This window comes from Streptomyces johnsoniae, assembly GCF_031845565.1.
In the GTDB taxonomy this organism is placed as follows: domain Bacteria; phylum Actinomycetota; class Actinomycetes; order Streptomycetales; family Streptomycetaceae; genus Streptomyces; species Streptomyces johnsoniae.
Window position 1 is genome coordinate 243,196 of record NZ_JAVREV010000010.1, and the last position, 25,300, is coordinate 268,495.

Annotated in this window: 18 protein-coding genes; 6 read left to right on the forward strand and 12 right to left on the reverse strand. The window is 74.5% G+C overall.

From position 1 onward, the window contains the following. Positions 1–158: 158 nt before the first annotated feature. The 3 genes from RM779_RS19505 to RM779_RS19515 all read left to right on the forward strand — a co-directional run bounded on the left by RM779_RS19505 (position 159) and on the right by RM779_RS19515 (position 10,179). Positions 159–7,946 carry a type I polyketide synthase gene (locus RM779_RS19505; RefSeq protein ID WP_311619017.1) on the forward strand — a complete coding sequence of 2,596 codons (7,788 nt, stop codon included), beginning with the start codon at positions 159–161 and terminating at the stop codon, positions 7,944–7,946. Positions 7,947–8,078: 132 nt separating this feature from the next. After that, complete coding sequence (locus tag RM779_RS19510; RefSeq protein ID WP_311619018.1) at positions 8,079–9,551, forward strand: tryptophan 7-halogenase; 1,473 nt, start codon at positions 8,079–8,081, stop codon at positions 9,549–9,551. A gap of 151 nt (positions 9,552–9,702) precedes the next feature. Beyond that, the gene (locus RM779_RS19515; protein WP_311619019.1) at positions 9,703–10,179 is read left to right on the forward strand and encodes a carboxymuconolactone decarboxylase family protein; all 477 of its coding nucleotides are present in this window, start codon (positions 9,703–9,705) and stop codon (positions 10,177–10,179) included. 84 nt (positions 10,180–10,263) lie between these two features. On the opposite strand, the gene RM779_RS19520 is transcribed toward RM779_RS19515, so the two are convergent. After that, positions 10,264–12,003, reverse strand: coding sequence for a cholesterol oxidase substrate-binding domain-containing protein (locus RM779_RS19520; RefSeq protein WP_311619020.1), 1,740 nt, complete (start codon positions 12,001–12,003; stop codon positions 10,264–10,266). 186 nt (positions 12,004–12,189) lie between these two features. On the opposite strand from RM779_RS19520, the gene RM779_RS19525 reads away from it, so the two are divergent. Both RM779_RS19525 and RM779_RS19530 read left to right on the forward strand, forming a co-directional pair. Further along, positions 12,190–13,107, forward strand: a complete 918-nt coding sequence (locus RM779_RS19525; protein ID WP_311619021.1) for a helix-turn-helix domain-containing protein — start codon at positions 12,190–12,192, stop codon at positions 13,105–13,107. Positions 13,108–13,197: 90 nt separating this feature from the next. Beyond that, a complete protein-coding gene (locus tag RM779_RS19530) occupies positions 13,198–14,241 on the forward strand; it encodes a zinc-binding dehydrogenase (protein WP_311619022.1) in 1,044 nt (347 codons plus the stop codon). 13 nt (positions 14,242–14,254) lie between these two features. Here RM779_RS19530 and RM779_RS19535 read toward each other — a convergent pair whose 3' ends face one another. Further along, positions 14,255–15,430, reverse strand: coding sequence for an MFS transporter (locus RM779_RS19535; protein ID WP_311619039.1), 1,176 nt, complete (start codon positions 15,428–15,430; stop codon positions 14,255–14,257). Between the two features lie 126 nt (positions 15,431–15,556). Between RM779_RS19535 and RM779_RS19540 the strand changes: the two genes are divergently transcribed. Beyond that, positions 15,557–16,195 carry a class I SAM-dependent methyltransferase gene (locus RM779_RS19540; RefSeq protein WP_311619023.1) on the forward strand — a complete coding sequence of 213 codons (639 nt, stop codon included), beginning with the start codon at positions 15,557–15,559 and terminating at the stop codon, positions 16,193–16,195. Positions 16,196–16,239: 44 nt separating this feature from the next. Here RM779_RS19540 and RM779_RS19545 read toward each other — a convergent pair whose 3' ends face one another. From RM779_RS19545 to RM779_RS19590, 10 genes are read right to left on the reverse strand one after another with little or no spacing between them, the layout of a single operon-like run. Then, the gene (locus RM779_RS19545) at positions 16,240–17,052 is read right to left on the reverse strand and encodes an inositol monophosphatase family protein (protein ID WP_311619024.1); all 813 of its coding nucleotides are present in this window, start codon (positions 17,050–17,052) and stop codon (positions 16,240–16,242) included. A gap of 1 nt (position 17,053) precedes the next feature. Continuing rightward, positions 17,054–18,277: an alpha-D-ribose 1-methylphosphonate 5-triphosphate diphosphatase gene (locus RM779_RS19550; RefSeq protein WP_311619025.1), complete on the reverse strand. Its 1,224-nt coding sequence runs from the start codon at positions 18,275–18,277 to the stop codon at positions 17,054–17,056. Continuing rightward, positions 18,274–19,086: an ATP-binding cassette domain-containing protein gene (locus tag RM779_RS19555; protein WP_311619026.1), complete on the reverse strand. Its 813-nt coding sequence runs from the start codon at positions 19,084–19,086 to the stop codon at positions 18,274–18,276. Before RM779_RS19555 ends, RM779_RS19550 begins: the two co-directional genes overlap by 4 nt. A 5-nt stretch (positions 19,087–19,091) precedes the next feature. After that, complete coding sequence (locus RM779_RS19560; RefSeq protein ID WP_311619027.1) at positions 19,092–19,952, reverse strand: ATP-binding cassette domain-containing protein; 861 nt, start codon at positions 19,950–19,952, stop codon at positions 19,092–19,094. Next, a complete protein-coding gene (locus RM779_RS19565) occupies positions 19,949–20,860 on the reverse strand; it encodes an alpha-D-ribose 1-methylphosphonate 5-phosphate C-P-lyase PhnJ (RefSeq protein ID WP_077057582.1) in 912 nt (303 codons plus the stop codon). The genes RM779_RS19560 and RM779_RS19565 overlap by 4 nt, the downstream gene beginning before the upstream one ends. Then, a complete protein-coding gene (locus tag RM779_RS19570) occupies positions 20,857–22,038 on the reverse strand; it encodes a carbon-phosphorus lyase complex subunit PhnI (RefSeq protein WP_311619028.1) in 1,182 nt (393 codons plus the stop codon). Before RM779_RS19570 ends, RM779_RS19565 begins: the two co-directional genes overlap by 4 nt. Continuing rightward, positions 22,035–23,117, reverse strand: coding sequence for a carbon-phosphorus lyase complex subunit PhnI (locus RM779_RS19575; RefSeq protein ID WP_311619029.1), 1,083 nt, complete (start codon positions 23,115–23,117; stop codon positions 22,035–22,037). The genes RM779_RS19570 and RM779_RS19575 overlap by 4 nt, the downstream gene beginning before the upstream one ends. Position 23,118: 1 nt before the next feature. Further along, positions 23,119–23,796: a phosphonate C-P lyase system protein PhnH gene (phnH, locus tag RM779_RS19580; RefSeq protein ID WP_311619030.1), complete on the reverse strand. Its 678-nt coding sequence runs from the start codon at positions 23,794–23,796 to the stop codon at positions 23,119–23,121. Further along, positions 23,793–24,230, reverse strand: a complete 438-nt coding sequence (gene phnG / locus RM779_RS19585; RefSeq protein WP_311619031.1) for a phosphonate C-P lyase system protein PhnG — start codon at positions 24,228–24,230, stop codon at positions 23,793–23,795. The genes phnH and phnG overlap by 4 nt, the downstream gene beginning before the upstream one ends. 32 nt (positions 24,231–24,262) lie before the next feature. Further along, complete coding sequence (locus RM779_RS19590) at positions 24,263–24,985, reverse strand: GntR family transcriptional regulator (protein ID WP_311619032.1); 723 nt, start codon at positions 24,983–24,985, stop codon at positions 24,263–24,265. Positions 24,986–25,300: the final 315 nt, after the last annotated feature.

Consider the following 25,300-nt stretch of genomic DNA (forward strand, 5'->3'; position numbering starts at 1 on the left):
ACGGCGCCCGCCACGCCCGCCCGCCGACCGCGGCCGAACCGGCCACCGTACGGGCGCCGTTCCGGGGGAGTGAGACCCTGTGAGCCAATCCTCCCGTCTTCATACGCTGCTCAGCGGTCCGATACGGTTTGTTCAAGTACCACCGAGCCGGAGGTCTGATGGACGTGGCGGAAGCGACCGAGGTCCGGCCCGTACCGGAGTTGCTCGCCGAGAACGCCCTGCGGCACGGCGGGAAGCTCGCGTTCGCCGACGACCGGCGCGGGGTGAGCTGGGCCGAACTGGAGCGCCGGACCGCTCGGTTGGCGGCGCGACTGGAAGCCGGACGCGGCGCCGCGGTGGCGTTCTGCCTGGACAACAGCGTGGAACTGGTCGAGGGCCTTCTCGCCACCGTCCGGGCCGCCGCGGTCGGAGTGCCGCTGAGTCCCCGCGGCACCGACGCCGAACTCGCGGCGCTGATGGCCGACTGCGCTCCGGCCGTGCTGGTCACCGACCGCCGGAACCTGCCGCGGATCGCCCGGGTGACCGCCGGCCGGTCGCCGCGCCTGGTGGTGACCGGAGCGGGCCAGGTGCCGGACAACGCCTCGCGCTTCGAGGACCTCGCCGCAGCAGGCGCCGCCGCGCCCCGTGACGACCTGGGGCTGGACGAACCGGCGTGGCTGCTCTACACGTCCGGCACCTCGGGGGCGCCCAGGGCCGCGGTGGCCAGCCAGCGTTCCGCCCTCTGGACTCCGGTCGCCTGCTACCTACCGCGGCTCGAACTCTCGGCGGCGGACCGCCTGCTGTGGCCATTGCCGCTGGCGCATACCTACGCGCACTCGCTCTGTGTGCTGGGCACAACCGTGGCCGGGGCGAGCGCCCGGATCACCGCGGCACCGGACCCCGCGGAACTCGTGCGGCTGATCGGTGAGTTCGCGCCGACCGTCCTGGGCGGCGTGCCGCTCACCTACCAGCAGTTGCTCGATGCCGGTCTGGGCACGGTGCCCTCGCTGCGGCTGTGCGTCACCGCGGGCGCGCCCAGTGATCCGGACCTGCGGGAGCGGGTCGAAGAACGGTTCGGCGCCCCACTGCTCGACGGCTACGGCAGCACCGAGACCTGCGGCAAGATCGCCATGGAGGCAGTCGGCGGGCCGCGGACGCGCGGCAGCAGCGGGCCGCCGGTCCCCGGCACGGACGTCCGGCTGGTCGATCCCGAGACCGGCCGCGACGCCGCCGGTGCCGGTGCCGGTGCCGGTGCCCGTGCCGAGGGCGAGCTTTGGGTGCGCGGCCCCGGCGTCATGCTCGGTTACCACAACAGCCCCGAGGCGACCGCCGATGCCCTGCGCGGCGGCTGGTATCGCACGGGTGACCTGGGGCGGCTCGACGAGCAGGGCTGTCTGACCGTCACCGGCCGGGTGGACGACCGGATCGTGCGCGGCGGCGAGAACGTCGACCCGGCCGAGGTCGAACGCGTGCTGCTCGGTCTGCCCGGCGTACGTGACGCGGCCGTGGTCGCGCGGGCGCATCCCCTGCTCGGCGAGGTCCCGGTGGCGTTCGTGGTACCGGCGGAGCAGACGCTCGATCCGGCCGCCCTGTCGCGGGCCTGCGCCGCGGTGCTGTCCGCGCACAAGGTGCCGGAGGAAGTCCTGTTCACGCCCGCCGTTCCGCGCACCGCCGCGGGAAAGCCGCGGCGGGCGGTGCTGCGCGAGGCGCTCGCCGGGCGTCCGGCCGGGCCGACGCTCGAACGGCTGGCCGCACGGACGCCCGGCGAGCGGCTGGCCGCGCTGACCGACCTGGTGTGCGGGGAAACCGCGGCCATCCGTGGAACGGCCGCCGCTTCCGGCGGCCGGGATGCCGGCACGGCGTTCGCCGATCTCGGCCTGACCTCCATGGACGCGATGGCTCTGTGGCACCGGATCAGCCTGCGCACCGGCCTGCGGCTGCCGGCGACGCTGGTCTGGGACCACCCGACCGCGGCGGCGGTCGCCGCCTACCTGGACACCCGGCTGCACGGCGGCGCACCCGCGTCGGCACCGCCGCGGCGCGGGCCGGGAGCCGAGCCGGTGGCGATCGTGGCCGTCGGCTGCCGTTACCCGGGCGAGGTGCGCTCGCCCGAGGATCTCTGGCGGCTGGTGGCCGACGGCGTGGACGCCACCGGTGACTTCCCCACCGACCGCGGCTGGGACGTCGAGGCCCTGCACCATCCCGACCCGGACCGGATCGGCACCACGTACACGCGCCGCGGCGGTTTCCTCACCGACGCGGCGGACTTCGACCCGCTGTTCTTCGGCATCTCGCCGCGCGAGGCACTGGCCACGGACCCCCAGCACCGCCTGCTCCTGGAGGTCGCCTGGGAGACGCTGGAACGCGCGGGCATGCCCGCGTCTTCCGTGCGCGGCACCAGCACCGGGGTGTACGTCGGCCTGATGCACGCCAGTTACGGCAGCCGCCTGTCGCGGCACGAGCTGGAGTCGCATATCGGCATCGGCTCGTCGGGCAGTGTGGCGTCCGGCCGGATCTCCTACGTTCTCGGCCTGCGCGGCCCGGCCATGACCGTGGACACGGCGTGCTCGTCCTCACTCGTCGCCATGGACCTGGCCGCCGCGGCGCTGCGGGCGGGCGAGTGCACGCTCGCGCTCGCCGGCGGTGTGACCGTGATGTCGAGCCCGCGGCCGTTCATCGTATTCAGCCGCCAACGCGGGCTGTCGCCCGACGGCCGCTGCCGGTCGTTCGCGGCGGGCGCTGACGGCACCGCGTGGGCCGAGGGCGTCGGCCTGGTGCTGCTGGAGAAGCTGTCGGACGCCCGGCGCAACGGCCATCCGGTGCTGGCCGTGCTGCGCGGTTCCGCGGTGAACTCGGACGGCGCGTCGAACGGGCTGACCGCGCCCAGCGGCGAGGCACAGCGCGACCTGATCCGGCTGGCGCTGGCCGACGCGGGGCTGCGGGCCGGCGATGTGGACGTGGTCGAGGGGCACGGCACGGGGACCGCGCTCGGCGATCCGATCGAGGCGGGCGCCCTGCTGGCCACCTACGGTCAGGGCCGCGGCCCGGACGACCCGGTGTGGCTGGGCTCGGTCAAGTCGAACCTCGGGCATGCGCAGGCCGCGGCCGGGGTGGCGGGCGTGATCAAGATGATCGAGGCGATGCGGCACGGCGAACTGCCCAGGTCGCTGTATGCGGAGCAGCCGTCGCCGCATGTGGACTGGTCCGGCGGCGCGGTTCGGCTGCTGGACCGGGCGCGGCCGTGGCCCGAGCGTGATCGGCCGCGGCGGGCGGCGATCTCGTCGTTCGGCATCGGCGGCACCAACGCGCACGTGATCATCGAGCAGCCGTCGGACGTCGATGCGGACACGGATTCGGGAACGGATTCGGACGCCGGTTCCGGCCGGGGCCCGACCGAGGAGACACACCGCGGGCCGGCCGGGCCGGCCAGGCCGGTCGGGCCGTGGCTGGTCAGCGGCAGCGACGAAGCCGGCCTGCGCGCCCACGCAGCGAAGCTGGCGGCCGAGCTGGCCGACGTGACCGGCGAGGACGCGCTGGACGTCGCATACTCGCTGGCGACCACCAGGACACCGCTGGCCCGCCGTGCGGCCGTACTGGCCGACGACGCCGGCGGCCTGCTCGCGGCCTTGCGTGCGCTGGCCGACGGCGCCGACAGCCCGGCGCTGTACCGGGGCACCGCGCGCGGCAATCCGAAGGTGGCACTGCTGTGCGCGGGCCAGGGCACGCAACGGGCCGGGATGGGCCGCGAGCTGGCCAGGGCCTTTCCCGTGTTCGACGCGGCGTTCACCGAGCTGTGCGAGGAGTTCACGCCCTGGCTCGACCGGCCGTTGCTCACGGTGATCGACGACCCCGGGAGCGGGCTGCTTGACCGCACCGACTACGCGCAGCCCGCGCTGTTCGCCTTCGAGGTCGCCCTGCACGCGCTGCTCGCCGAGTGCGGCGTCCGACCGGACTACCTGGTCGGTCACTCGGTCGGTGAACTGGCCGCCGCCCACGTCGCCGGGGTGTTCTCCCGCGCCGACGCGGTACGGCTCGTCGCCGCGCGCGGCCGCCTGATGGCCGGCCTGCCCCCCGGCGGCGCGATGATCGCGGTGCGCGCGCCGCTGGCCGACGTGGCGCACCGGCTCGACGAGGCGCGGGTCGCGGTGGCGGCGGTCAACGGGCCGGCGTCGATCGTGCTCTCCGGGGAGGAGGCGGCGGTGACCGCGCTGGCCGCCCGGATCGGCGGCCCGGCCACCCGGCTCCGGGTGAGTCACGCGTTCCACTCGCCGCTGCTCGACCCGATGCTGGCCGAGTTCCGCGCGGTCGCCGAGTCGGTGACCTACCACCGGCCGTCCGTTCCGGTGGTGTCCACGGTGACCGGTCGTCCCGAGCCGGGGGCGCTCGCCACCGCCGGCTACTGGGTACGGCAGGTGCGCGAGACGGTCCGGTTCGCCGACGCGGTGGAGTGGCTGGCGGACGAGGGCGTGACGGCCTTCGTCGAGGCCGGCCCCGCCGCCGCGCTCAGCGTGTCGGCGGAGGGCTGCGTGGCGCCGGACGCGGACGCGGTGTTCGCCGCGTGCGCCGACGCGGAAGCGGCGCTGGCGGCGCTGGCCGCACTGCACGTGCACGGCGTGCCGGTGGACTGGCGGGCGGTGTACGCCGGCCGCCGTGCCCGGCGCCGCCCGCTGCCCACCTACCCGTTCCGGCGGCAGCGCTACTGGCTCGACGCCGTACGGCACCGGGCCCCGGCCGGCCATCCGCTGGCGGGCGAGCCGCTGCCGGACGCCGACGGGCCCGGCGTCCGGCACACCGGCGTGCTGTCCACCGCCGAGCAGCCCTGGCTCGCCGACCACGTGATCGGCGACCGGGTCCTCGTGCCCGCGACGGTGTTCGCCGAGCTGGCCTGTGCCGCGGCCGGGGCGTCCGGCGCCGTGCGGCTGGCCGAGCTGGCCTTCCGCGAGCCGCTCGTCCTCTCCGCGTCGGCTCCCGTGCGGGTACAGGTGGTCGCGGGTGCGCCGGACGCGGCGGGGAGCCGCCCGGTCGCCGTCTGGGCCCGCACGGCCGACGCCACGGGGCCGTGGACCCGGCACGCCACCGCGGCGATCGCCCCGGCCGCGGCGCCGCCCGTCGTTCCGGCCGGGGCGTGGCCGCCGGCGGGCGCGGCGGAGGTCCCGGTCGACTATGCGCGCCTCGCCGCCTGCGGCCATCGTTACGGGCCGGCGTTCCGCGCGGTGACCGCCCTGTGGCGACGGGGCACGGACCTCTTCGCCGAGCTGGCACTCCCGCCCGGGGAAGCGACGACCGCCGGTTCTTACGCCCTGCATCCGGCCCTGCTCGACGCCGCGCTGCACGCGGCGCTGCTGGCCGAACGACCGGACGAGCCGCGGGCCCCGCTCGCCTGCACCGGCGTGACCGTGTACGCGACCGGTGCGACCGCCGCGCGGGCCCGTCTTGAGCGGCTCGGACCGGACGAGTTCCGGGTCACCCTCACCGACCCGGCCGGTCGGCCACTCGCCGCGATCGAGTCGGTGGTCACCCGGGCGCTTCCGGCGGTGTCCGCCGCCCGCGCCGAGGTGTACCGGCCGACCTGGCGGCCCACCACCCCGGCCGGCGAGGCGGACCCCGAGCACGAACTGCTCGACGTGGCACGCCTGGCCGCCCGCCTGCCAGGGGGCACCGACCTGCCCGGGCGCGTCCTGGACCTCGTCACGGCCACGCTGGCACGGGTACGCGACTGGGTCTCCGGCGCGCGGCCCGGCCGCCTGGTGGTGCTCACCCACAACGCCACCGGTGACGACCCGGACCTGGCCGAGGCCGCGGTGGCCGGACTCGTGCGCAGCGCCCAGTCCGAGCACCCGGGCCGGATCGTGCTGGCCGACCGCCGCGGCGGCCCCGCCTCCCCGGCGGCGCTGGACGCGGCGCTGCGCACCGGCGAACCCCAGGTCGCCCTCGGCGACGGTGTCGTCCTGGTGCCCAGGCTGGCCGCCGCGGGCCCGCCGACCGCCGCGGCGCCCGCGCCGGACCCCGAGGGGACCGTGCTGATCACCGGCGGCGCCGGCGCGCTCGGCGCGAGCCTCGCCCGGTACCTCGTGGCCGAACGCGGCGTGCGGCACCTGCTGCTGGCCGGCCGGAGCGGCCGGGTCCCGGCGTGGGCGGCGGACCTGCCCGCGAAGGTGCGCGCGGTGGCGTGCGACGTGAGCGAACGGGCAGCCGTCGACGCCCTCGTCGCGGACTGCCGGCCGGCGCTGACCGCCGTGTTCCATCTCGCCGGGGTGGTGGACGACGGCGTGGTGGACGGCATGACCCCCAAGCGGGTGGCAGCCGTGCTGGGGGCGAAGGCGGCGGGCGCCTGGCACCTGCACGAGGCGACCAGGGACCTCGGGCTGTCCGCGTTCGTGCTGTACTCCTCCGCCGCCGGCGTGCTCGGCCGGCCGGGGCAGTCGAACTACGCGGCCGCGAACGGGTTTCTCGACGCGCTCGCCCGGCAACGGGTCGCGCACGGGCTGCCCGCGCAGGCTCTGGCCTGGGGTCCGTGGTCCACGGCGGACGGCGCGGGCATGGCGGGCCGGATCGCGCGCGGGCTCGGCGAGGACGGCGTGCTGCCGGTCACCGAGCGGGAGGGCATCGGCCTGCTCGACGCCGCGCTGCGCATGACGGAGCCGGTGCTCGTGCCGGTTCCGCTGGACCTCGCCGCCCTCGGCGGCCCGTCCGCACCGCCGGTTCTGGCGGACCTGCTGCCGGAGCGGCCGGCCCCGGAGCAGCCCGTCACCGCGCCGCCGGCCGCCGAGCAGGCGCCCGGCGCCTGGCGCGAGCGGCTCGCCGCCGTTCCGGCGCGGGAGCGCGAAACCGTGCTGGCCGGGCTGATCCGTGCGGAGCTGGCCGCGGTGCTGGGCTTCGCGGACCCGTCCGCGTTCCCTGACGACCGCGAGTTCGGCCAGCTCGGCTTCGATTCCCTGACCGCGGTGCAGGTCCGTAACCGGCTCAGCGCGTTCACGCGCGTGCGGCTGGCGCCGACGGTCGTTCTCGATCACCCGACACTCCAGGCGCTGGCAGCGCACGTCCACGCCGCGCTGCTCGACGCCGGTGGCCTGCCGGAGACCGGGAACGAGGCGGCGACCGGGAGCGAGGCGGCGACCGAGCCCGAAGCCGGGGGCCAGGCTCCCCCGCCGTCCTACGGGTTCAGCGCCGTCTACCACCGCGTCCTGCGCGAGCAGGGCCCGCTGGAGGCCATGGCGCTGCGCTACCTGGCGTCCCACGCCTTGCCGTCCTTCCCCGCGGCCGAACGCGCCCGGTATGCCGTCGCACCGGTTCGGCTCGCCCGCGGCGAGGGCACCGCGCTGGCGTACATCCCGGATTACCTCACGCCCTACCGCCGCGTCCCCGGCGGCCTGGCCGAGCAGTTCGACGGCGAACGCGAGCTGTTCCTGCTCGAACATCCCGGATTCGGCGACCGCCGGGCGGTCCCGGACAGTGTGGCCACGCTGGTGCGCACGCATGCCGACGCGGTGCTCGCCCTGCCCACCGGCCGGCCGGTCGTCCTCGTCGGCTACTGCGCCGGCGGCGCCATCGCGCACGCCGTGGCCCGGCACCTCGCGCGGGCGGGCCGGCCGCCGGCCGGCGTGGTCCTGCTCGACTCCCATGCCGACGTGCCGCGCCGCGACGACGCGCGGGCGCTGGCCCTCGTGGCCGCCGGTGCGGGCCTGCCCGACGACGTGGCGGACCAGTTCGACGACTCGTTGCTGATCGCCGGCGGCGGCTATGCACGGGTGCTGGAGGACTGGCGCCCCGAACCGTCACCGGTCCCGGCCCTCCTGCTCCGCGGCCGGCCGACGACGGAGATGCGGCGGATCGACCCCGGCCGGGACTGGCAGCCGCACTGGCCGCTGCCGCACGACGCGGTCGACGTCCCCGGTGACCACTACTCCGTCGTCCACCGCGACGCCGACACCACGGCCGCGGCGATCCGCGCCTGGCTGAGCGCGTGACGGCACGTGGGCACAGGCACGTGGGCACAGGCACGTGGGCACAGGCACGTGGGCACAGGCACGTGGGCACAGGCACGTGGGCACAGGCACGTGAGAACGAGCGCACGAGCGCACGAGACGAGGAGGTCCTGGATGACCCCGGCGTACGACCTGATCGTGGTGGGCGGCGGACCGGCCGGCTCGACCGCCGCGACCGCCGTGGCCATGCGCGGCCACCGGGTGCTGCTCCTGGAACGGGAGACCTTCCCGAGATACCAGATCGGTGAGTCGCTGCTGCCCGCCACCGTGCACGGGCTGTGCCGCATCCTCGGCGTCGCGGACGAGGTCGCCCGGGCCGGCTTCACGCTCAAACGCGGCGGCACGATGCGCTGGGGGCGGGACCCGCGGCCGTGGCAGTTCTCCTTCTCCATGACGCCCCGGCTGTCCGAGCCCACGGCGACCGCCTTCCAGGTGGAACGTTCCCGGTTCGACGAGATCCTGCTGCGCAACGCCCGCCGCGTCGGCGTCGAGGTGCGGGAGGGCAGCCCGGTGCGCCGCCTCGTCGCCGACGGTGAGCGGGTGCGCGGCGTCGAGTACACCGACCCCGAAGGAAACCGGCGCACGGCGCACGCCCGGTTCGTCTTCGACGCGTCCGGCAACACCAGCAGGCTCCAGGGCCAGGTCGGCGGGGCGCGCGTGTACTCCGAGTTCTTCCGCAATCTCGCCGTCTTCGGCTACTACGCGGGCGGGCGCCGGCTCCCCGCGCCGCACAGCGGCAACATCTTCTGCGCCGCTTTCGACGCCGGCTGGCTCTGGTACATCCCGCTGCGCGACGACCTGACCAGCGTCGGTGCCGTCATCGCGCCGGAACACGTCCCGGCGGTCCGGCGCGATCCGCGCGCCGCCTGGCAGGACATGGTCCGGGCCTGCCCGGAGGTCGACCGGCTGGTGGCGGACGTGCCGGTCGCGACCGAGCCGCCCTACGACCTGGTGCGGGTGCGCAAGGACTACTCGTACTGGAAGAAGACGTTCTGGGCACCCGGCATCGCGCTGGTCGGCGACTCCGCATGCTTCGTCGACCCGGTGCTGTCCTCAGGCGTGCACCTGGCCACCTACGGCGCCCTGCTGGCCGCCCGCGCGGTGAATGCCGACCTGGACGGCAGTGTGCCCGAGGCGCGCGGCTTCGCCGAGTTCGAGGCGCGCTACCGCCGCGAGTACGGCGTGTTCTACGAGTTCCTCATGGCCTTCTACGACATGGAACGCAACGAGCACTCGTACTTCTGGTCGGCGAAGAAGGTCACCCGCGTGGACGCCGGCGAGGCGGCCGCGTTCGCCGAGCTGGCCGGCGGGCTGGTGTCCGGCGACGCGGCGGTGGTCGGCACCGGGCGACTCGACGCGCACTGGCGTGCCGCGGCAGCCGAACTGGACAGTGCGGTGGGCCGGCTGGCGACCGCGGACGACCGCATCAATCCGCTGCTCGCCGCCCGCGTCGTCGGCGAGACCTTCCGCACCGGCAACGAACTCCAGGAACAGGCGCTCTACGGCGGCCCGCTCGACGCCCCGGGACCGGCCGCCCCGGGAGGACTCGCCGTCGCCGCGGATGGTCTGGCCTGGACCGTGCCATGAGGCGAAGTGCCCGCGTTGTCCACCGGGGCGGGGCAACGCCCGGACGGCACGTCGGCCGGGCGCCCACGGCGAGGTGCGCGGGCCATGTCACAGGGCGGCGCGTTACGTCGTCTCAGGGGTGCAACCACTGACGACCCCAGAGGAGCAGGCCATGGACGCGCGACCGCACCGCTTCGCCGGCCCGACCGCCGGCCGGACCACCGAGCACTTCGTGCCGGCGGGCAAGGTACTCAAGGACTCGCCGCTGCCGACCGCGACGCAGGAGCTGGTGGCGCTGCGCGTGAGTCAGATCAATGGCTGTGCCGTCTGCGTCGACATGCACGCCGAGGAGGCCGCCGCGGCCGGCGAGACCCCGGTGCGGCTGGACCTGGTCGCGGTGTGGCGGGAGGCCACGGTCTTCACCGAGGCCGAGCGTGCCGCGCTTGAGCTGGCGGAGCAGGGGGCCCGGGTCGCGGACGCGGCCAACGGGGTCAGCGAGGCGGCATGGGCGTATGCCGCCGAGCACTACGACGAGCAGCAGCTCGCCGCCCTGATGATCCTGGTCTCCTTCATGAACACGGCGAACCGGCTGAGCATCATGACGCAGCAGCCGGCACCTACGGGCCCGATCGGTTCCGCTGAACGGTAACGGCAACGGCGCCTGGCCCGGGCGCGCGGGCGCGGGCGCGGGCGCGGTGGGCTCAGGTACGCCGTCGGACAGCGGCACGCGAGGTCAGGGCGCGAGCAACGCGTCGAGGAACGTGTTGCCGAACACGCCGTGCGGGTCGAGTTCGTGCAGCAGCCGGGTGCCCTCCGCCCACTGCGCGGTCCCGAACGAGGCCGGTACGACCGAGTGGATCACTTCCCGGTCGGCCCAGGCCGCGGTGTCGGTGTAGCCCCAGCCTTTGGACCACTCGACGCGGACCAGCGCGTGCCCGCCGTCGAATGCCGCCAGGCAGAAGCGTTCCAGCTCGCGGTAGAACTCGGGGGCGCCCGGGGTGCCCGGCAGGGTGAGGACGTCGACCCAGACCGCGCAGTCGAACTCCGGGTGGTCCTGATGCGGGCGGACCACCGACAGCAGCGGCGGACGCGCGCCGGGTACGGCGACGTCCACCGGCTGGTCGAGGCCGCCGACGCGGATCTCCACCTGCCCGTTCACGGGGAACCGTCCGTTCCTGGCCCACGCCGCCAGCCGCTCCCGGTAGAAGCCGGCGAACTCCGAGATCACGCGCTGCACGTCCGCGCGCCTGGTGAGGATGGCGTAGCCGTTGGCCGTCTCCCGCAACGTGGTGGGCCGCAGGTAGAACATCAGGTGGTGGGAGGCTCCCCACAGGTCTTTCGACAGCGTCGCCGTCAGCCCGCTCGCCGCAACCGTGTACTGCAACGCGCCAAGTTCGGGCGCGAGATACCAGGCGGCGTCGGCGACCAGGCGCCCGGCGAGCCGGGACACGACCGTCGGCACCGAGTCGCTGAACGGGTAGTTGTACGGGCCGGTCACCGGCCGCGACGTCGCCGGACGCTGCGGGCTGAGGCTCCACACCTTCAACCAGGGCCGGTCCGTGAAGGCGAACCAGATCGTCTCCACGCGTCCGGCCGTGGCGAGGAAGTCGGCGAATGTGCACCCGCCGGCGGCGGCCTCGCTGCCGGGCGCGGCGAACAACTCGTCGGCCGGCACGTCGACACGGCTGACGCAGCGCATCGCGCTCTCCTCCCCCGCCTGCAGCACGGCCTCGACCACGAAGCCGCGTCCGAGGTGGGCGGCGAGCACGTCGCACGCGGCGTCCGCGCCGCGGGTGAACGTGCGCAGCACATACCTGCCGCTCGCCGCGTCCCACACCACGGCCGTCAGCTCCAGCACGAGGTTGCTGAGGCTGCCGTAGGTGTGTCCGGGCCGTGCGGCCTCGCCTTCGGCCGGAACGCTGGTGCCGTGGGCGTCGATGGCGAGCGTGCCGCCCAGCGTCAGCTCGCCCGGCGCCGGAGTGTTGGTCACCCCGAGGCCGTGGTCGGCGAGGAAGCCGAGCAGTGCTTCCAGCGTCACGCCGGTCTGTGCGTGGACCGCGCCGGGCACGCCCGCGGGGGGCGTCGCCAGCTCCGTCGCGGTCAGGTGGGTCGTGGTGTCGACCAGCAGCACCCGGGCGTCCACGTCGGTGCCGGGGGTGATCGTCAGCGGCGACCAGGTGTGGGCCTTGCCGCGCGCACGCAGCCGCCAGCCCGCCGCGCGGGCCCAGTTGGCGAGGTCGGCGATCTGCTGACCGTCGCTCGGCGCGCAGGTCCACAGGCCGGGGTGGGCGATTTCGCCTGCCCAGTTCAGATACGGGGAACGGTAGGGGTGCAGACCGCCGGGCAGCGCGGGCGCCGGGATCTCCGCGGCGGCCCGCGCGGTGGCGGCGTGGGCCGTGAGGCCCAGGGCTCCGGCGGCGGCCGCTGTGCGCAGCACGCCCCGCCGGGAGGGTAATTCGGGTGATGTCGGCATACAGCGGAAGGTAGACAGTCGGGCGGGCGGTGGGAAGGGAGCACCGCCGGTTCGGGCCATCGCCGTGTGCGCCGCCGGGGCGCCCGCGCCGACGGGCGTTCACCCGCGTCTCGCCGGATAGCCTGCCGGTGCCCCAGGAAAAAGGAGCTTGAGTCTCCAGCGGCTGGAGGGTCGACGGTTGACACCGTGAGCGACGACACCGAGCTGTTCACCATCGGCGAGCTGGCCCGCCGCACCGGCCTTTCGGTGCGCACGATCCGCTTCTGGTCCGACAGTGGCCTCGTCGCGCCGGCCGGCCGCTCGACGGGCGGGTACCGGCTCTTCGACGCCGGGGCCATCGCCCGTCTTGACCTGGTCCGCACCCTGCGCGAGCTGGGCCTTGACCTGGCCACGGTGCGACGGGTGCTGGCCAGGCAGGCAACGGTGCGCGACGTGGCGACGGCGCACCTGCACGCGCTGGATGCGGAGATCCGCATGCTTCAGGTGCGGCGCGCGGTGCTGCGGTGGGTCGCTCGAGGTGGCAGCACGACCGAGGAGATGAGACTCATGCACAAACTGGCCCAGATGTCCGCCGAGGAACGGCAGCGGGTCATCGACGAATTCGTCCGCGAGATCTTCGACGGCGTCGCCCCTGGCGCGCCCGGCGCCCACCTGGCCGAGGCGATGCGGGCCCTGCCGGCGGAGCTGCCCGCCGACCCGGCGCCCGAACAGGTGGAAGCCTGGGTGGAGCTGGCCGAGCTGGTCGGCGACGAGGGGTTCAGGCAACGGGTACGCGAGATGGCCGTGGCCGGCGCGCAAGGGGGGCAGGAGCCGCAGGGTCCTGACCCGGCGCTGGCCCTTGAACACGCCGGCGGGGCGCTGCGGGCGGGCGTTGCCCCGGAGTCGGCGGCGGGCGGGGAGATCCTGGAGCGCATCGTCGGCCCGGACCTGCCCGCGGCGGAACGCGCCGAGCTGGCCGACCGGTTGGCCACCTTCACCGATCGCCGGGTGGAGCGGTACTGGCAGTTGCTCGGCGTGCTCAACGGCCGGCCGCCGGCGCCGCCGCAGGTGCCGGCGTTCGAATGGCTGATCGCGGCGCTGCGCTCACCCGCCGGGGGTCCGTAGCGATACCTCGGTGAGCGTGCGAGGGGCGGGGATGCCGCGGGCCGCCCATAAGGGTCCTAGAGTGGCTGAATGCAGTCGAATCATCCCGTCATGACAGCGGCCGTCCTCCTTCGGCACGGCGGCCCCGACGCGCTTGAGCTGCGGGCAGACTGGCCGGTGCCACGCCTGGCCGAAGGCCAGGTTCTCGTGCGGGTCGGAGCGGCGGCGCTGAACAACACGGACCTGTGGACGCGCGAGGGCGCCTACGGCCTGTCCGGTGACCCGGACGCGAAGGCGGGCTGGCGTGGCCCGGTGGATTTTCCCCGCGTGCAGGGCGGCGACATCGCCGGGCGGGTCACCGCGACCGCCGCGGGCGTGCCGGAGGAATGGGTGGGCCGCAGGGTGCTGGTCGACCCCGCCCTCTACCGCGATGAAAGCGCGGACGCCCCACCCGTCGGGCTACTGGGCAGCGAGGCGGACGGGGGCTTCGCCGACTACGTCGCCGTGTCCGCCGACCGCGTGCACGACATGACCGATTCCCCGCTGTCCGACGAGGAGCTCGCAGCCCTGCCGGTTGCCTACGGCACGGCCACGGGCATGCTCGAACGCGCGAGGATCACCGATGCCGACACCGTTCTCGTGACGGGTGCCTCCGGCGGTGTGGGCTTCGCGCTCGTCCAGCTCGCCACCGCGCGCGGCGCTCGGGTCATTGCCCTGACGAGCGGGTCCAAGGCCGCCGCGGTGGAGCGGGCGGGGGCGGTCGCGGCACTCGGCCGCGACACCCCGGCGGCCGAGCTGCGGGACCGCCTCCGGGCGCTGGCCCCTGACGGGCTGGACGCCGTCGCCGATGTCGCCGGCGGTCCCTGGCTCGAACGGGTGCTGCCCACCCTCCGCGACGGCGCCCGCTGGGTCATCGCCGGGGCCGTGGCAGGGCCGGTCGTCACCTTCGACCTGCGGCGCCTCTACCTGCACAACCTCAGCCTCATCGGGTCCTCCATGCACACCCGCGCCCACTTCGAAGCCCTGGCCGGGCTCGCCCGCACCGGCGCCGTCCAGCCGTATGTCGCCGCCCGGTTCCCCCTTCGGGACCTTCACACCGCGCAGGACGAGTTCCGCAGCGGCAGGCACGTGGGGAAGATCGTCGTCGTCCCCTGACAGTGGGGCCGTGTCAGGGCGCGGCCCGCTGCCGGTACCCGAACCAGACGACGGTGGACGCCATTCCGGCCAGCAGCAGTGGCAGCAGGGCGAACGCGTCGAGCAGGGAATCCCGCCCGACCACGCCCACGAGCACCGGAGCCATGGTGAACGTCACGTAGCCCGACGCGGTCAGCCGGGCGATCGCCCGCTCCCGTCCCCGGGAGCGGGAACGGCCGAGCAGTGAGTAGGCGATCGGAACCGCGGGCGACATCCCCACGCCGATCATCAGCATCCCCACCGCGATCGACCAGGAGCTGCCGTCGATGATCAGGGTGAGTATCCCCGCCAGCGCCAGGATCTCGCCGGACAGCAGCGTTTTCCAGTCTCCCATTCTGCGCAGGGCCGGGCCGGAAACCGCTCTGCCGATCGTCGCCGCGAGGTACAGCATGATGAGTCCCAAGGCGCCCTGACCTGCCCCCTGAAGCGGCAGCTGCTGAATGAACAGAGCGGAGTAGCCCTCGAGAGTGGAGTCCAGCGCGAACCCCCCGCACACGACCGTGAACGCCAGGACCGCAACCGGGACGGCCATACGGCGATGGGAGAGGTCGCCCCACTCCGGGCGCGTTTCCGCGGTGGCGACGCCGGACGGGTCGGACTGCCGGGAGTCCGGCAGCCGGACCGCGGCGAGGGCACCGGCCAGGCAGCCGCCCCCGGCGATCGACAGCGCCCACCCGAAGCCCTCCTGCCCCTCCACCAGGTAGGTGGCGAGGACACCGAAGGCCGCGGCGAAGCTGAACGCCGCGTGCAGTCGCGGCAGCAGACGCCGCCCGGTGCGGATCTCCTGCCGGCTCCCCGTGGCGTTCGCCGCCGCGTCGAAGAGCCCGAGGCCGATTCCCGTGCCGGTGGCGCCCACGGCGAACAGCGCGGTGGTGCCCAGCAAGGGCAGCGCCATATAGCCGAGCCCGCTCACCGCGGCCGCGGCGGCGAGCACCGGCCGCACCGTGAGCCACGCGGCCAGGCGTCCCAGCGTCAAGGAGCCCACGATGCTCCCGGCGGCCATCAGCGCCAGCACCAGGCCGAGTTGGCTGACCGTCATGTCCAGCTCGGCCACGATGGCCGGGACCGAAACGGCCCACGCGCCGGTCTGGTACCCCATCGCCGCGAAAACGCACATGAGGAGGCCGGCAGCGCGGCGGTGAGTTTCCATGGTCACGGGACGTCCTTTCATCGGCCACCATGATCCCGTCCGGCTTCCCGTCCGGCGACTGCCGGCGTTCGTGCTCCGCCGGGTCAGTCGCCGGGCGCGACCGCGCGGGCTCTAGGGTCCTCCCCTATGACCGCACTCCCCTCATACCTCGCGGCGACAGCGGATGCCTACGGCGCCCTCGCCCATCGCTACGCCGATCTCGCCCGCCGTGGACTCGACCATTTTCCGCTGGACCGCGCGGTCCTCGCCGCGTTCGCCGAGCTTGCGCGGGCCGAGGGGGCCGGGCCCGTCGCCGAGCTGGGATGCGGCCCCGGATATACGACGGCGCATCTGCGGGACCTGGGACTGGACGTATTCGGCCTCGATCTGTCGCCGGTGATGATCGACCTCGCCCGCGAGGCTCACCCCGACCTGCGGTTCGAGGTCGGCTCGATGGATGCCCTGGATCTGGCCGACGGAACGCTGGGCGGCATCGTGTCCTGGTACTCGGTGATCCATGCTCCGCCGCAGGACATACCGCGCTACTTCGCCGAGTTCCGCCGGGTGCTGGCCCCGGGTGGCCCCCTCCTGTGCGCCTTCTTCGAGTCCGAGGGCGGGCCGGTTGCCGCGTTCGATCACAAGGTGACGACGGCCTACCGGTGGCCGATCGACGACCTCGCCGGGCTGGCGCGCGAGGCCGGCTTCGTCGAAGTCGGCCGGATGCTGCGCGAGCCCCACGAGGACGAACGGTTCCGCCGGGGCCATCTGCTGATGCACGCGCGGTAAGTGCGGCGGCAGCGCCACCGCGCCCGGTTTCCGTGGCGGCGGCCTCAGCGGTGTGCGGAGGCCGCCGCCTCGTGCAGCACACCGACGAGCTCCCGGCCCAGTTCCTCGGTGGCGGCCACCACGCCCGACCAGCGGCGGGTCAGGTCCGTGGTGAACTCCACCGGGCGGCCCCGGACGTCGAGGACCACGCCGCCGGCCCGGCCGACCAGCACCGTCGCGGCGGCGAGGTCGACCAGGCGGTGGGTGTCAGAACAGGCGTCGGCGAAGGCGTCCGTGGCTCCCTCCGCCACCAGCGCGGCCTCCAGGCACGTCGTGGACAGGACGCGGACGCGGGCGGCGCGGGAGGCCGCGGCCCACCAGGCGGCGGCAGGCCCGGGTTTTGCCGTGTGCGGGCGGAGCATGGACAGGGCGGCGCCCGCCAGTTCCCTGCGGCCCGAGGTGCGGTAGGCGGTGGGCGCCTCGCGGTGCGCCCACCAGCCGCGGCCGGTGTCGAGCCAGCTGGTGTACGACTCCGTGAACTCGCCCGCCACCGCGACGGTCCCGGCGAACGCGGTCAGCGGAACTCCCGCCGCTCCGTTGGCCGAGCCGTCCAGCGGGTCGATGACCAGGGAGATCTCGCTGCCGCGATCGACCCACCCGCTCTCTTCCGACAGGACGTTGACCCGGTGGGGCTCCAGCGCCCGCAGCACCGCGTCCTCCACCAGCCGGTCGATGCGCATGGTCGGCGTGCCGTCCGCCCCCTGTTCGACGGTTTCGGCGAGCGTCGCCCGGTCGTGGCGGGCGCGGGCGTCCGTGTAGGCGGCGCGTGCCGCGTCGGCGGCGGCGGTGAGCGCCGGGTGCGGCCCGGGGTGTGCCATGTCAGTACCCCCCGACGGCGCTGAGCAGCCGGGCGACGGACACCGGCGCGTCGCTGTCGTCCCTGGACTCCTCGGCGAGGAGCGACATGCGAACGGTCTGCTGGTCGCCGTCCGCGGTGACGAGGACGAGGTCCGCGCGCAGGCCGGGCACGAGGGCGCCGCGGTCGGCCAGCCCGGCCGTGTCGGCGGCGCCCGACGTGATGAGGCCCACCGCGCGGTGCAGCGGCACCACGCCCTGCCGTGCCAGGTGCAGGGCGGCGGCGAGCAGGGTGGTCGGCATGTAGTCGCTGGACAGGTTGTCGACGAGCCCGGCCGCGATCAGCTCGGTGGCGCTGACGTTGCCGCTGTGCGAACCGCCGCGCAGGACGTTGGGCGCCCCGGCGACGACCGGCATGGACGCCTCCTTCGCCGCCAGGGCCGCCGCGACGGTGGTGGGGAACTCGGCGACGGCCGCTCCGGCACGCCGCACCCGGGCGACCTCCTCGGCGGTCTCCACGTCGTGGGCCAGCAGCCGGATGCGGCCCGACGTGGCCCGCTCACTGAGGAATTCCAGGGCCACCGCGCGTTGCGGAATCCCGTCGGCACGTTCGGCGATACGCCTGCGCACCCACGCCTCGGCCGCCTCCGCGCTGATCTTCTCCTGGTCCTGGATCATGCGGCGGTAGGAGTCCAGGTCGCGGTACTGCCCCTGCCCCGGCGTGTGGTCCTCGTAGGAGACCAGCGGTGCGGCACCGTCCGGGGTGAGGTCGTCCAGCGCCCGCCGCAGCACGCCGAGCGCCTCGGCATCCCGGGCGTCGAGGCGGTGCAGCAGCCGGTGGTCGACGAGCGCGACCCCACCGGCGGCCCGTTCGAGCACGGCGCCGGCCAGCGCCAGGGACCGTTCGACGGTGCGGTCCTTGAGCTCGTGGGTCTGGTAGCTGACGGCGTGGTGCATCGTGGTGACACCGGCCGCCCGTACCCGGCCCTCGAAGCTGGCCACGGCGAACTCCGGGGGGAACTCGACGGTCGGGCGCGGGCGTTGCTCCTTCTCCAGGGCGTCGCTGTGGGTGTCGACGATGCCCGGGATCAGCAGCGCCCCGCGCAGGTCGCGCGCCTCGGCGGGCACGGTGCCGCCGACCGCCTCGACCACCTCCACGAGGGTCCCGTCCTCGACGACGACGAGGGCGTCGTCGAGGACCCGGTCCGGCAGAACGGCCCTCGCGTGAGCGAAGATGTGACGGCTCATCGAGCCACCTCCAGTGGCAGGTTCGGGTCTCGCAGGATGTCGCCCGGCCGGCCCGTGGCCACCACCCGGCCGCGGCCGAGTACGACCACGCGCGTGGCCAGGCGTTCGATCGCGTCGAGGTCGTGGAACACGGACAGCACCGCGGTGCCCGTTTCCTCCAGCCGGGCGATCAGGTCGAGCACCGCGGCCCGGTTGGCCGGGTCAAGCGCGGAGACCGGCTCGTCGAGCAGCAGCAGCCGGGGAGGCGCGATGGTGCCCGCGGCGATGTTGACGCGCTGTTTCTGGCCGCCGGAGAGCACGGTGGCGTGCATGTCCCACAGCCGTTCGGCGATGTCGACCTGGCGCAGCGCGGCGGCGGCCGCGTCGCGGGCCGCCTCGCGGGCCATCCCGCGCGCGACACCGGCCGAGGAGACGATGTCGAGCACCGAACGGCGGGGCTGCGGGCGCAGGAACTGCGAGACGTACCCGAACTCGCGGCCGCGCAGGCCGACGATCTCGGCGTCCGACAGCGTGGCCACGTCGACCAGGTGGCCGCCGGACGTGCGGAACCAGATGGCGCCGCCGCCCGACAGGTACGTGCGGTACACGCAGCGCAGCAGCGTGGACTTGCCCGCGCCCGAGGTGCCGGCGAGCGCCACGTGCTCGCCGGGGGCGACGTCGAGGTCCACGCCGTTCAGTGCGTCGACGACGCGGCCGTCGATGGTGTGCAGGGTGAAGTCCTTGCGCAGGGCGCGGACCGACAGGACGCTGCCGGCGGGCACGTCGGCCGGTGGCGCGGGCGGCGGAGCGGTGTGCTGCGGGCTGGTCATCTCGTTCATCCTCGGGCCGCCGCGACGAGCTGCTGGCTGTAGGGGTGCTGCGGGTCTTCCAGCAGCTGGTCGGTGAGGCCGGACTCGACGATCCGCCCGTGCCGCATCACCACGACGCGGCGGGTGAGCATGTCGATGACGCCGAAGTCGTGGGAGACGACGACGGCGGCCACGCCGGTCTCCTCCAGGAGCGTGCGCAGCAGGTCGAGCACTCCGGCGGCGACGGAGGCGTCGAGGCCGGTCGTGGGTTCGTCGAGGAGCAGCACGGGCGGCTCGTTGGCGAGCGCCCTGGCGATCTGCACGCGCTGCCGCATGCCGCCGGAGAACGTCCGCGCCAGGTCGTCCATGCGCGACAGCGGTACTTCGACGCGGCGCAGCAGGTCGGCGGCGCGATCCCGGATGCGCTGGTAGGACCGCCAGCCGGCAGCCGTCAGCGGGTCGGCTATGTTGCCGCCCGCCGTGACGTCCAGGTTGAGACCCGCGGCGGGGTCCTGGTAGACGACGGCGATCTGGTCCAGGCGCAGCTTGCGCCGCGCCGACGGGTCGAGTTCGCGGATGTTGACGGCGCCGTGCCCGACGCCGCGCAGGGCGATGCGGCCGGCGGTGGCGGTCTCGTCACCGGCGATGCAGCGCATCACCGTGGACTTGCCGGAGCCGGACTCCCCGATGATGCCGAGGGCCTCGCCCGGCTCGACCTCGAAGCCGATGTCCCAGGCGGCGACCACGGCGCCGGTGGCGGGCGAGACGGCGGTGCCGAAATCGGGTCCTGTGCCGTCGAGTGACTCGGGCCCCTGGGCGCCGTAGATGCGGCCGAGTCCTTCGGCTTTCAGGGCCCAGCGGGGCGGGGCCACGGTGGTGCTGCTCATGCGGTGCCTCCCTGGGCGGTCCCGCCGGCGGCGGGCGCGGCGGGGGCGTCGCCGGTGCGCCGGCGACGGCAGAAGTCGGTGTCGGAGCAGACCCAGGCGCTGAAGGTGCCGTCGGGTCCGGGCTCCTGCACGATGTACGTGTCCTGGGAACCGCACAGCCGGCAGGCCGCGCCCGGGGTCCGCTCGACCTCGAACGGCCTGTCGTCGAAGGTCAGGGGCACGACGCGGGTGTGCGGCGGCACGGCGAAGATCCGCTTCTCCCGGCCCGCGGACAGGACGGTGATCGCCTCGGAGTCGTTCATCTTGGGCACGTCCCAGCGGGGAATGGGGCTGGGGGTCATGATGTAGCGGCCCTCGACGAGGACGGGGTATCCGGCGGCCTCGGTGATCAGGCCGTTGTGCACGATGTCCTCGTAGAGGCGGACCCACATTTTGGAGTAGTCGGCCTCGGCGTGCATGCGGCGCTGCTCGTCCATGTCGCGGACGATTCCGGCGAGCGGCTCGGCGCCCGGCACCTGGAGGACCAGCACCTGCCCGTCGCGCAGTGGCTGTTCCGGGATGCGGTGGCGGGACTGGATGATGTCGGCGCTGCGGGTGTCGGTCTCCTCCGTGCAGCCCGCGTGGGCGGCGACGAGCCTGCGGAGGTTGGAGGCGTTGACGCCGGCGTCCTCGCCCTGGTCGATGACCTTGAGCCGGGAGTCTTCGCCGACGAGTGACAGGGTGGCCTGGAGCCCGCCGGAGCCCCAGCCGCGTGCCACGGGCATCTCCCGGGAGCCGAAGGGGACTTGGTAGCCGGGGATGGCGATGCCGCTGAGCATGGCACGGCGTATCTCGCGTTTGGACAGTTCGTCGAAGATGCCGGGGCTGGGGGGCGGGCCGGCGAGTTCGGTGGTCAGCTGGGCGGTCATGCCGTGTCTCTTTCGGTGAGTCGCGTCCCGCGTGCGGCGGCGTGGGCGCGTTCGAGTACCGAGCGGTACTCGACGTGGTGCGGCAGCTTCAGGTGCTGCGTGTAGCCGGTGGAGTCCGGGCCGTCGAGGGTCAGGAGAACGTCGTGCTGCAGGTCGGTGGCGCCCTCGTGGTGCGCCAGCAGCAGGTCGAGCCCGGCCATGGAGATGGCCTTGCGCTCGTTGTGGCCGAAGCAGAGGCCGTAGCCCACGTCGAGGCTGGTGGGCAGTTCACCGGCGCGGGGCAGACTGTGGAACGTCTGAACTTCGCTCACGCGGGTCTCCGCGACGGTCACCGGGCGGCCGGTGTGGGGGTGGCGGACCCTGAGGGGCAGGATGCCGTGGCGCAGTTCCCCCGGCACCTCGTGGCCGGCCGGCCGCCAGTCGGAGCCGTACCAGAGGTACAGCAGCGAGCCGGTGTCGGCGCGGGCCATCGTCTGGAGCCAGGCGGAGCGGGGCGCGCCCGGCCGTGCGGGGCGCCGGGTGATGTCGAACGGTTCCGGATCGCCTTCGCCGCGCGGCGGCGCCACGAGGCCCATGTCGCGGAACGTCGCCAGGACGTGGGCAGGCGTGCGCACCGCTTCCTCGGGGGCGTCGTGGTCCGGGCCCCGGTGCCGGTGGACGTGTCCGTGATGGTGGTCATGCCCGTGGACGTGTCCGTGGTCGTGGACGTGTCCGTGCTCGTCGTCGTGCTCGTCGTCGTGCTCGTCGTCGTGCTCGTCGTCGTGCGGCCGGGTGTGTCCTGGGCCCGGGGAGCCGGCGTTCCTGGCCCTGCCCTCGTCCTCGGGCATCAGGTCGAGCAGGCGCCCGACGTAGTCCAGGGTCCTGCCGAGCACCTGCCCGCCCGGCGGGTTGCGGAAGGCGGAGCTGATGCGCCGGACCACCTTCAGTTCCGTGGTGGAAACGGGCTCGCCGATGGCGAGGCGGGGCAGCGCGGTCCGGTGGGCGCGCAGGAGTTGCGCCGCCTCCGGGGGGTCGCCGTGCGCCTGGCGCAGGGCGCGGGCGGCCAGTTCGGGCGCCCACAGACCGGCTTCCCCCATGACGCGGTCGACCCCGAGGCCGAGCCGTTCGTTGATCTGGTCCAGTTCCAGCCAGGCAGTGCCGCCGACGGCGGCGTCCTGGTCCTTCGCCGGGGCGCTCACCGGCCCGCTCCGGCCGCGGCCCGCACCGCCCGGACGCGCTCCACCGTCGAGCGGAAGTCCACGTAGTGCGGCAGTTTGAGGTGTTCGAGAAAGCCGGACGCCTCCGGGCCGTCCAGGGCGATCAGCACTTTCTGCTCCAGTCGGTCGGTGTGCGGGTCGCGGTGGACCAGCAGATCGAGTCCGGCCATGGCCAGCGCCTTCGGTTCGTTCTCGCCGTAGCACAGCCCGTATCCGGCGTCGAAACGCGTTCCGTCGGGGCGGGGCCTGGCGGTGGGCCGTACCGTACGGGCTTCGGTGACCCGAATGCCGGCCACCGTGACGGGCCGGCCGGTGTGCGGGTGCGCCACCCGCAACGGCAGCCGCCCGCGCCGCAGTTCGAGCGGGATCTCGTGGCCGCCGGGGCGGGGGGCGCGCGAGCACGCGTACCACAGGTGGGTGAGCGAGCCGGTTTCCGCTCGCGCCAGGGCGCTGAGCCGTGCCGATCGCGGGGTGCCGGGGCGGGCGGGGGCGCGGGTGATGTCGTACGGTTCCGGATCGTCGCCGGTCCGCCGGTCCGGCAGCAGTCCGGCCGCGCGCAGGGCGGCGTCGGCGTCGGTCCTGTCGCCCCGCGGCCGCCGCGCGGGGGCGGCGGCCGGCGAGCCGGACGGGCCGGGGGCGCGGCGCGGGCGGGCGCGCTCCTCGGGGGTGAGGTCCAGAATCCGGGGCGTGTAGTCGGTGGTCCTGCCCAGCACCTGGCCACCCGGCGGGTTGCGGTGGGCGGGGCTCACCCGCCGCACGGCGCGCAGTTCCGCCGGGCCGGCCGGGAGGCTGTAGCCGAACCGGGGCAGGGTGGAGCGGTGGGCGCGCAGCAGCTGTGCCGCCTCAAGCAGGTCGCCGTGCGCCTGGCGCACGGCGCGGGCGGCCAGTCCGGGCGCCCACAGACCGGCTTCCCCCATGACGCGGTCGACCCCGAGGCCGAGCCGTTCGGTGATCTGGTCCAGTTCCAGCCAGGCGCTGCGGCCCCCGAATCTGGACTCCTGCACCAGCCGCTCCGCGGCCGCGATGGCCTCCTGACCGCCGCGCACTCCGGAATATCCCATGTCAGGCACCTCCGAGGAGGCGGACGCGGGCGGTGCGCGGCAGCCCGGCGACCGAGCCGTCGGCGGCCACGAGAAAGAGGTCGATCCCGCGGGGAAAGGCGGCGTTGGCCTCGGCGAGAGCCGGCACCGAGGCGGCGGGCAGGCCCGCCACGACCAGGCGCCGTTCGGTGGGGACGCCGGGGCCGGTGACGGCCAGCGTCACCGCACCGTCCGTTCCGCCCGCGGTGCCGTCGCTCAGCGTGTCGACCTGGGCGAACACCCGGGCGCCGGTCTCGGGGTCGAGAGGGCTGCCCCGGTGCAGGAGGCCGATGTCCGCGGGGCGGAGCGGGCGCAGGGCGAGAAGGCAGCGTGCCCGCGCGGCCTCGGTCTGCGGGGCGCCGGTGGCCGCGTGCACGGCCAGGGCCCAGGCGACGCCCTCGGCGGAGCCGTCCGTCAGGACGTGCAGGGGCACCTCGAAGTCGATGAGTCCGCAGGCGGCGGCCGCGGCGGCCGGCGGGTGGGCCGGCAGACGGAGCCGGCCGATGCGGCCGGGCCTGGCAAGGACGTCGAGCAGAACGGTGAAGTCGCGCTGGGTCTCCCGCGGGCCGCGGCGCAGGGCGCGGACGCGGTCCCCCCGGGGCGGCGCGCCCGCGGGTGCGGGGGCAGCGGCGGGCAGGGTACGCACCGGTGACTCGGTCATGTGAGCTCCTCGAATGCGACGGTGGTCGCCTGGATGTCGGCCCACTCGGCGGCTTCCTCGGCCGCCTGGCGTTCGGCGACGGCGGCGCACAGGGCATCGATGTCGGTGAGGGCCGGCAGTCCCGCCGCCGCGACCGCGTCGAGCAGGGCGCCGGCGAGGGCCGCGATCCGGTCGTCGCCGGAGCGCATGCACCAGCCCGGCACCCCGTCCAGTTCGACGGAACACTCGGTCACCAGAACTTCACCGAGGTAGAAGCGGGTCTCCTCCACGGGCTCCCGCACTTGGAGGACGACCATGCCGACCTCGGGCGCCTGCACCACCGTGGGGCGGGGCAGGCCGTCGGCGAGCAGCCGTTCTGCGAGGGTGACGATCTCCTCGTGTCCGGCGGCGGCGAGCAGCTCGCAGCGCCGTTCTCGGGTCAGCGTGTCGGGCACGCCGTCTCCTTCCATGGTCGGTCGCCCGCCGGTCACTTCCACGGACCGTCGAGCTCGACGATCAGCCTGGTGCAGTCGGGGCGGCTCCATGTGTTGCTGCACATGAGCGCCGTGCCCGTTTCCCTGTCCCGGCTGAGACTTTCGATCAGCCACACGGGCCGGTTGTGCGCCGTCTCCAGGCCGGCGGCCACCTCGGGTCCTGGCAGCGAGTAGCTGACCCGGCACCAGGCGCGGACCGGGTCCACCCGGCACACCTGCCGCAGGATGCTGTCCAGCGATTCGACGGCGTGGACGGCGGCGTCGAGTTCGGGGAGCAGGTCCGACGGAATCCACTCCTGCGCCCAGCCGTTGAGCATGCCGTCGATGTAGGACTGCCTGACGAGCAGGTGGGCTTCGCTGCCCTCGGGGCGTTCCAGCCGGGCGGCCACGTCGGCCGGCAGGGCCGTCCGGCGCACGTCGCGTACCACGGTGCGGGGCTCGCCGCCCGCCTCGCGCACGGTCTGGTGCAGCGAGGGGGCCTTGCGCTGGGAGAGGACGTAGTCGATGCGGCGATTGACGAACGTGCCCGCGCCGCGGACCCGGCGGACCAGCAGCCGGCCCTCCAGTTCCTGCACCGCGGCTCTCGCCGCGGCCCGGCTGACGCCGAAGCGTGCGGCGATCTCGTGCTCGCTGGCGATCTGCGTGCCGGCCGACTGGTCGGCGATCTCGGTGGCGAGCACGTTGGCTATTTCTGCGTACCGGCTTCCTTTGGCCACACCACGCATCCTGAAGGCGGAATTTGTCCGGACAAGCGCCTCGGATGGAAACGGACTTCCATGCTCCGGTGAACTCGCGTGACACTTGTTGCGCACGGGAACGAATGGAAACGCGACACCCGCCGGCCCGGTACGGGCCGGCGGGTGCGGTCGTGCGCGGCGATCAACGCCTCGGCGGCGGAGACGACCTAGACGAGTTATGCCGAAGTCCTGCGGGAATGAGGTGAGGGTGTCCAAGATCCGGTTGTGCTGACCGACCTGGACACCCTCATCACCGCACTCTACGTGGAGATCGACGACCACCTGCCGCGAACC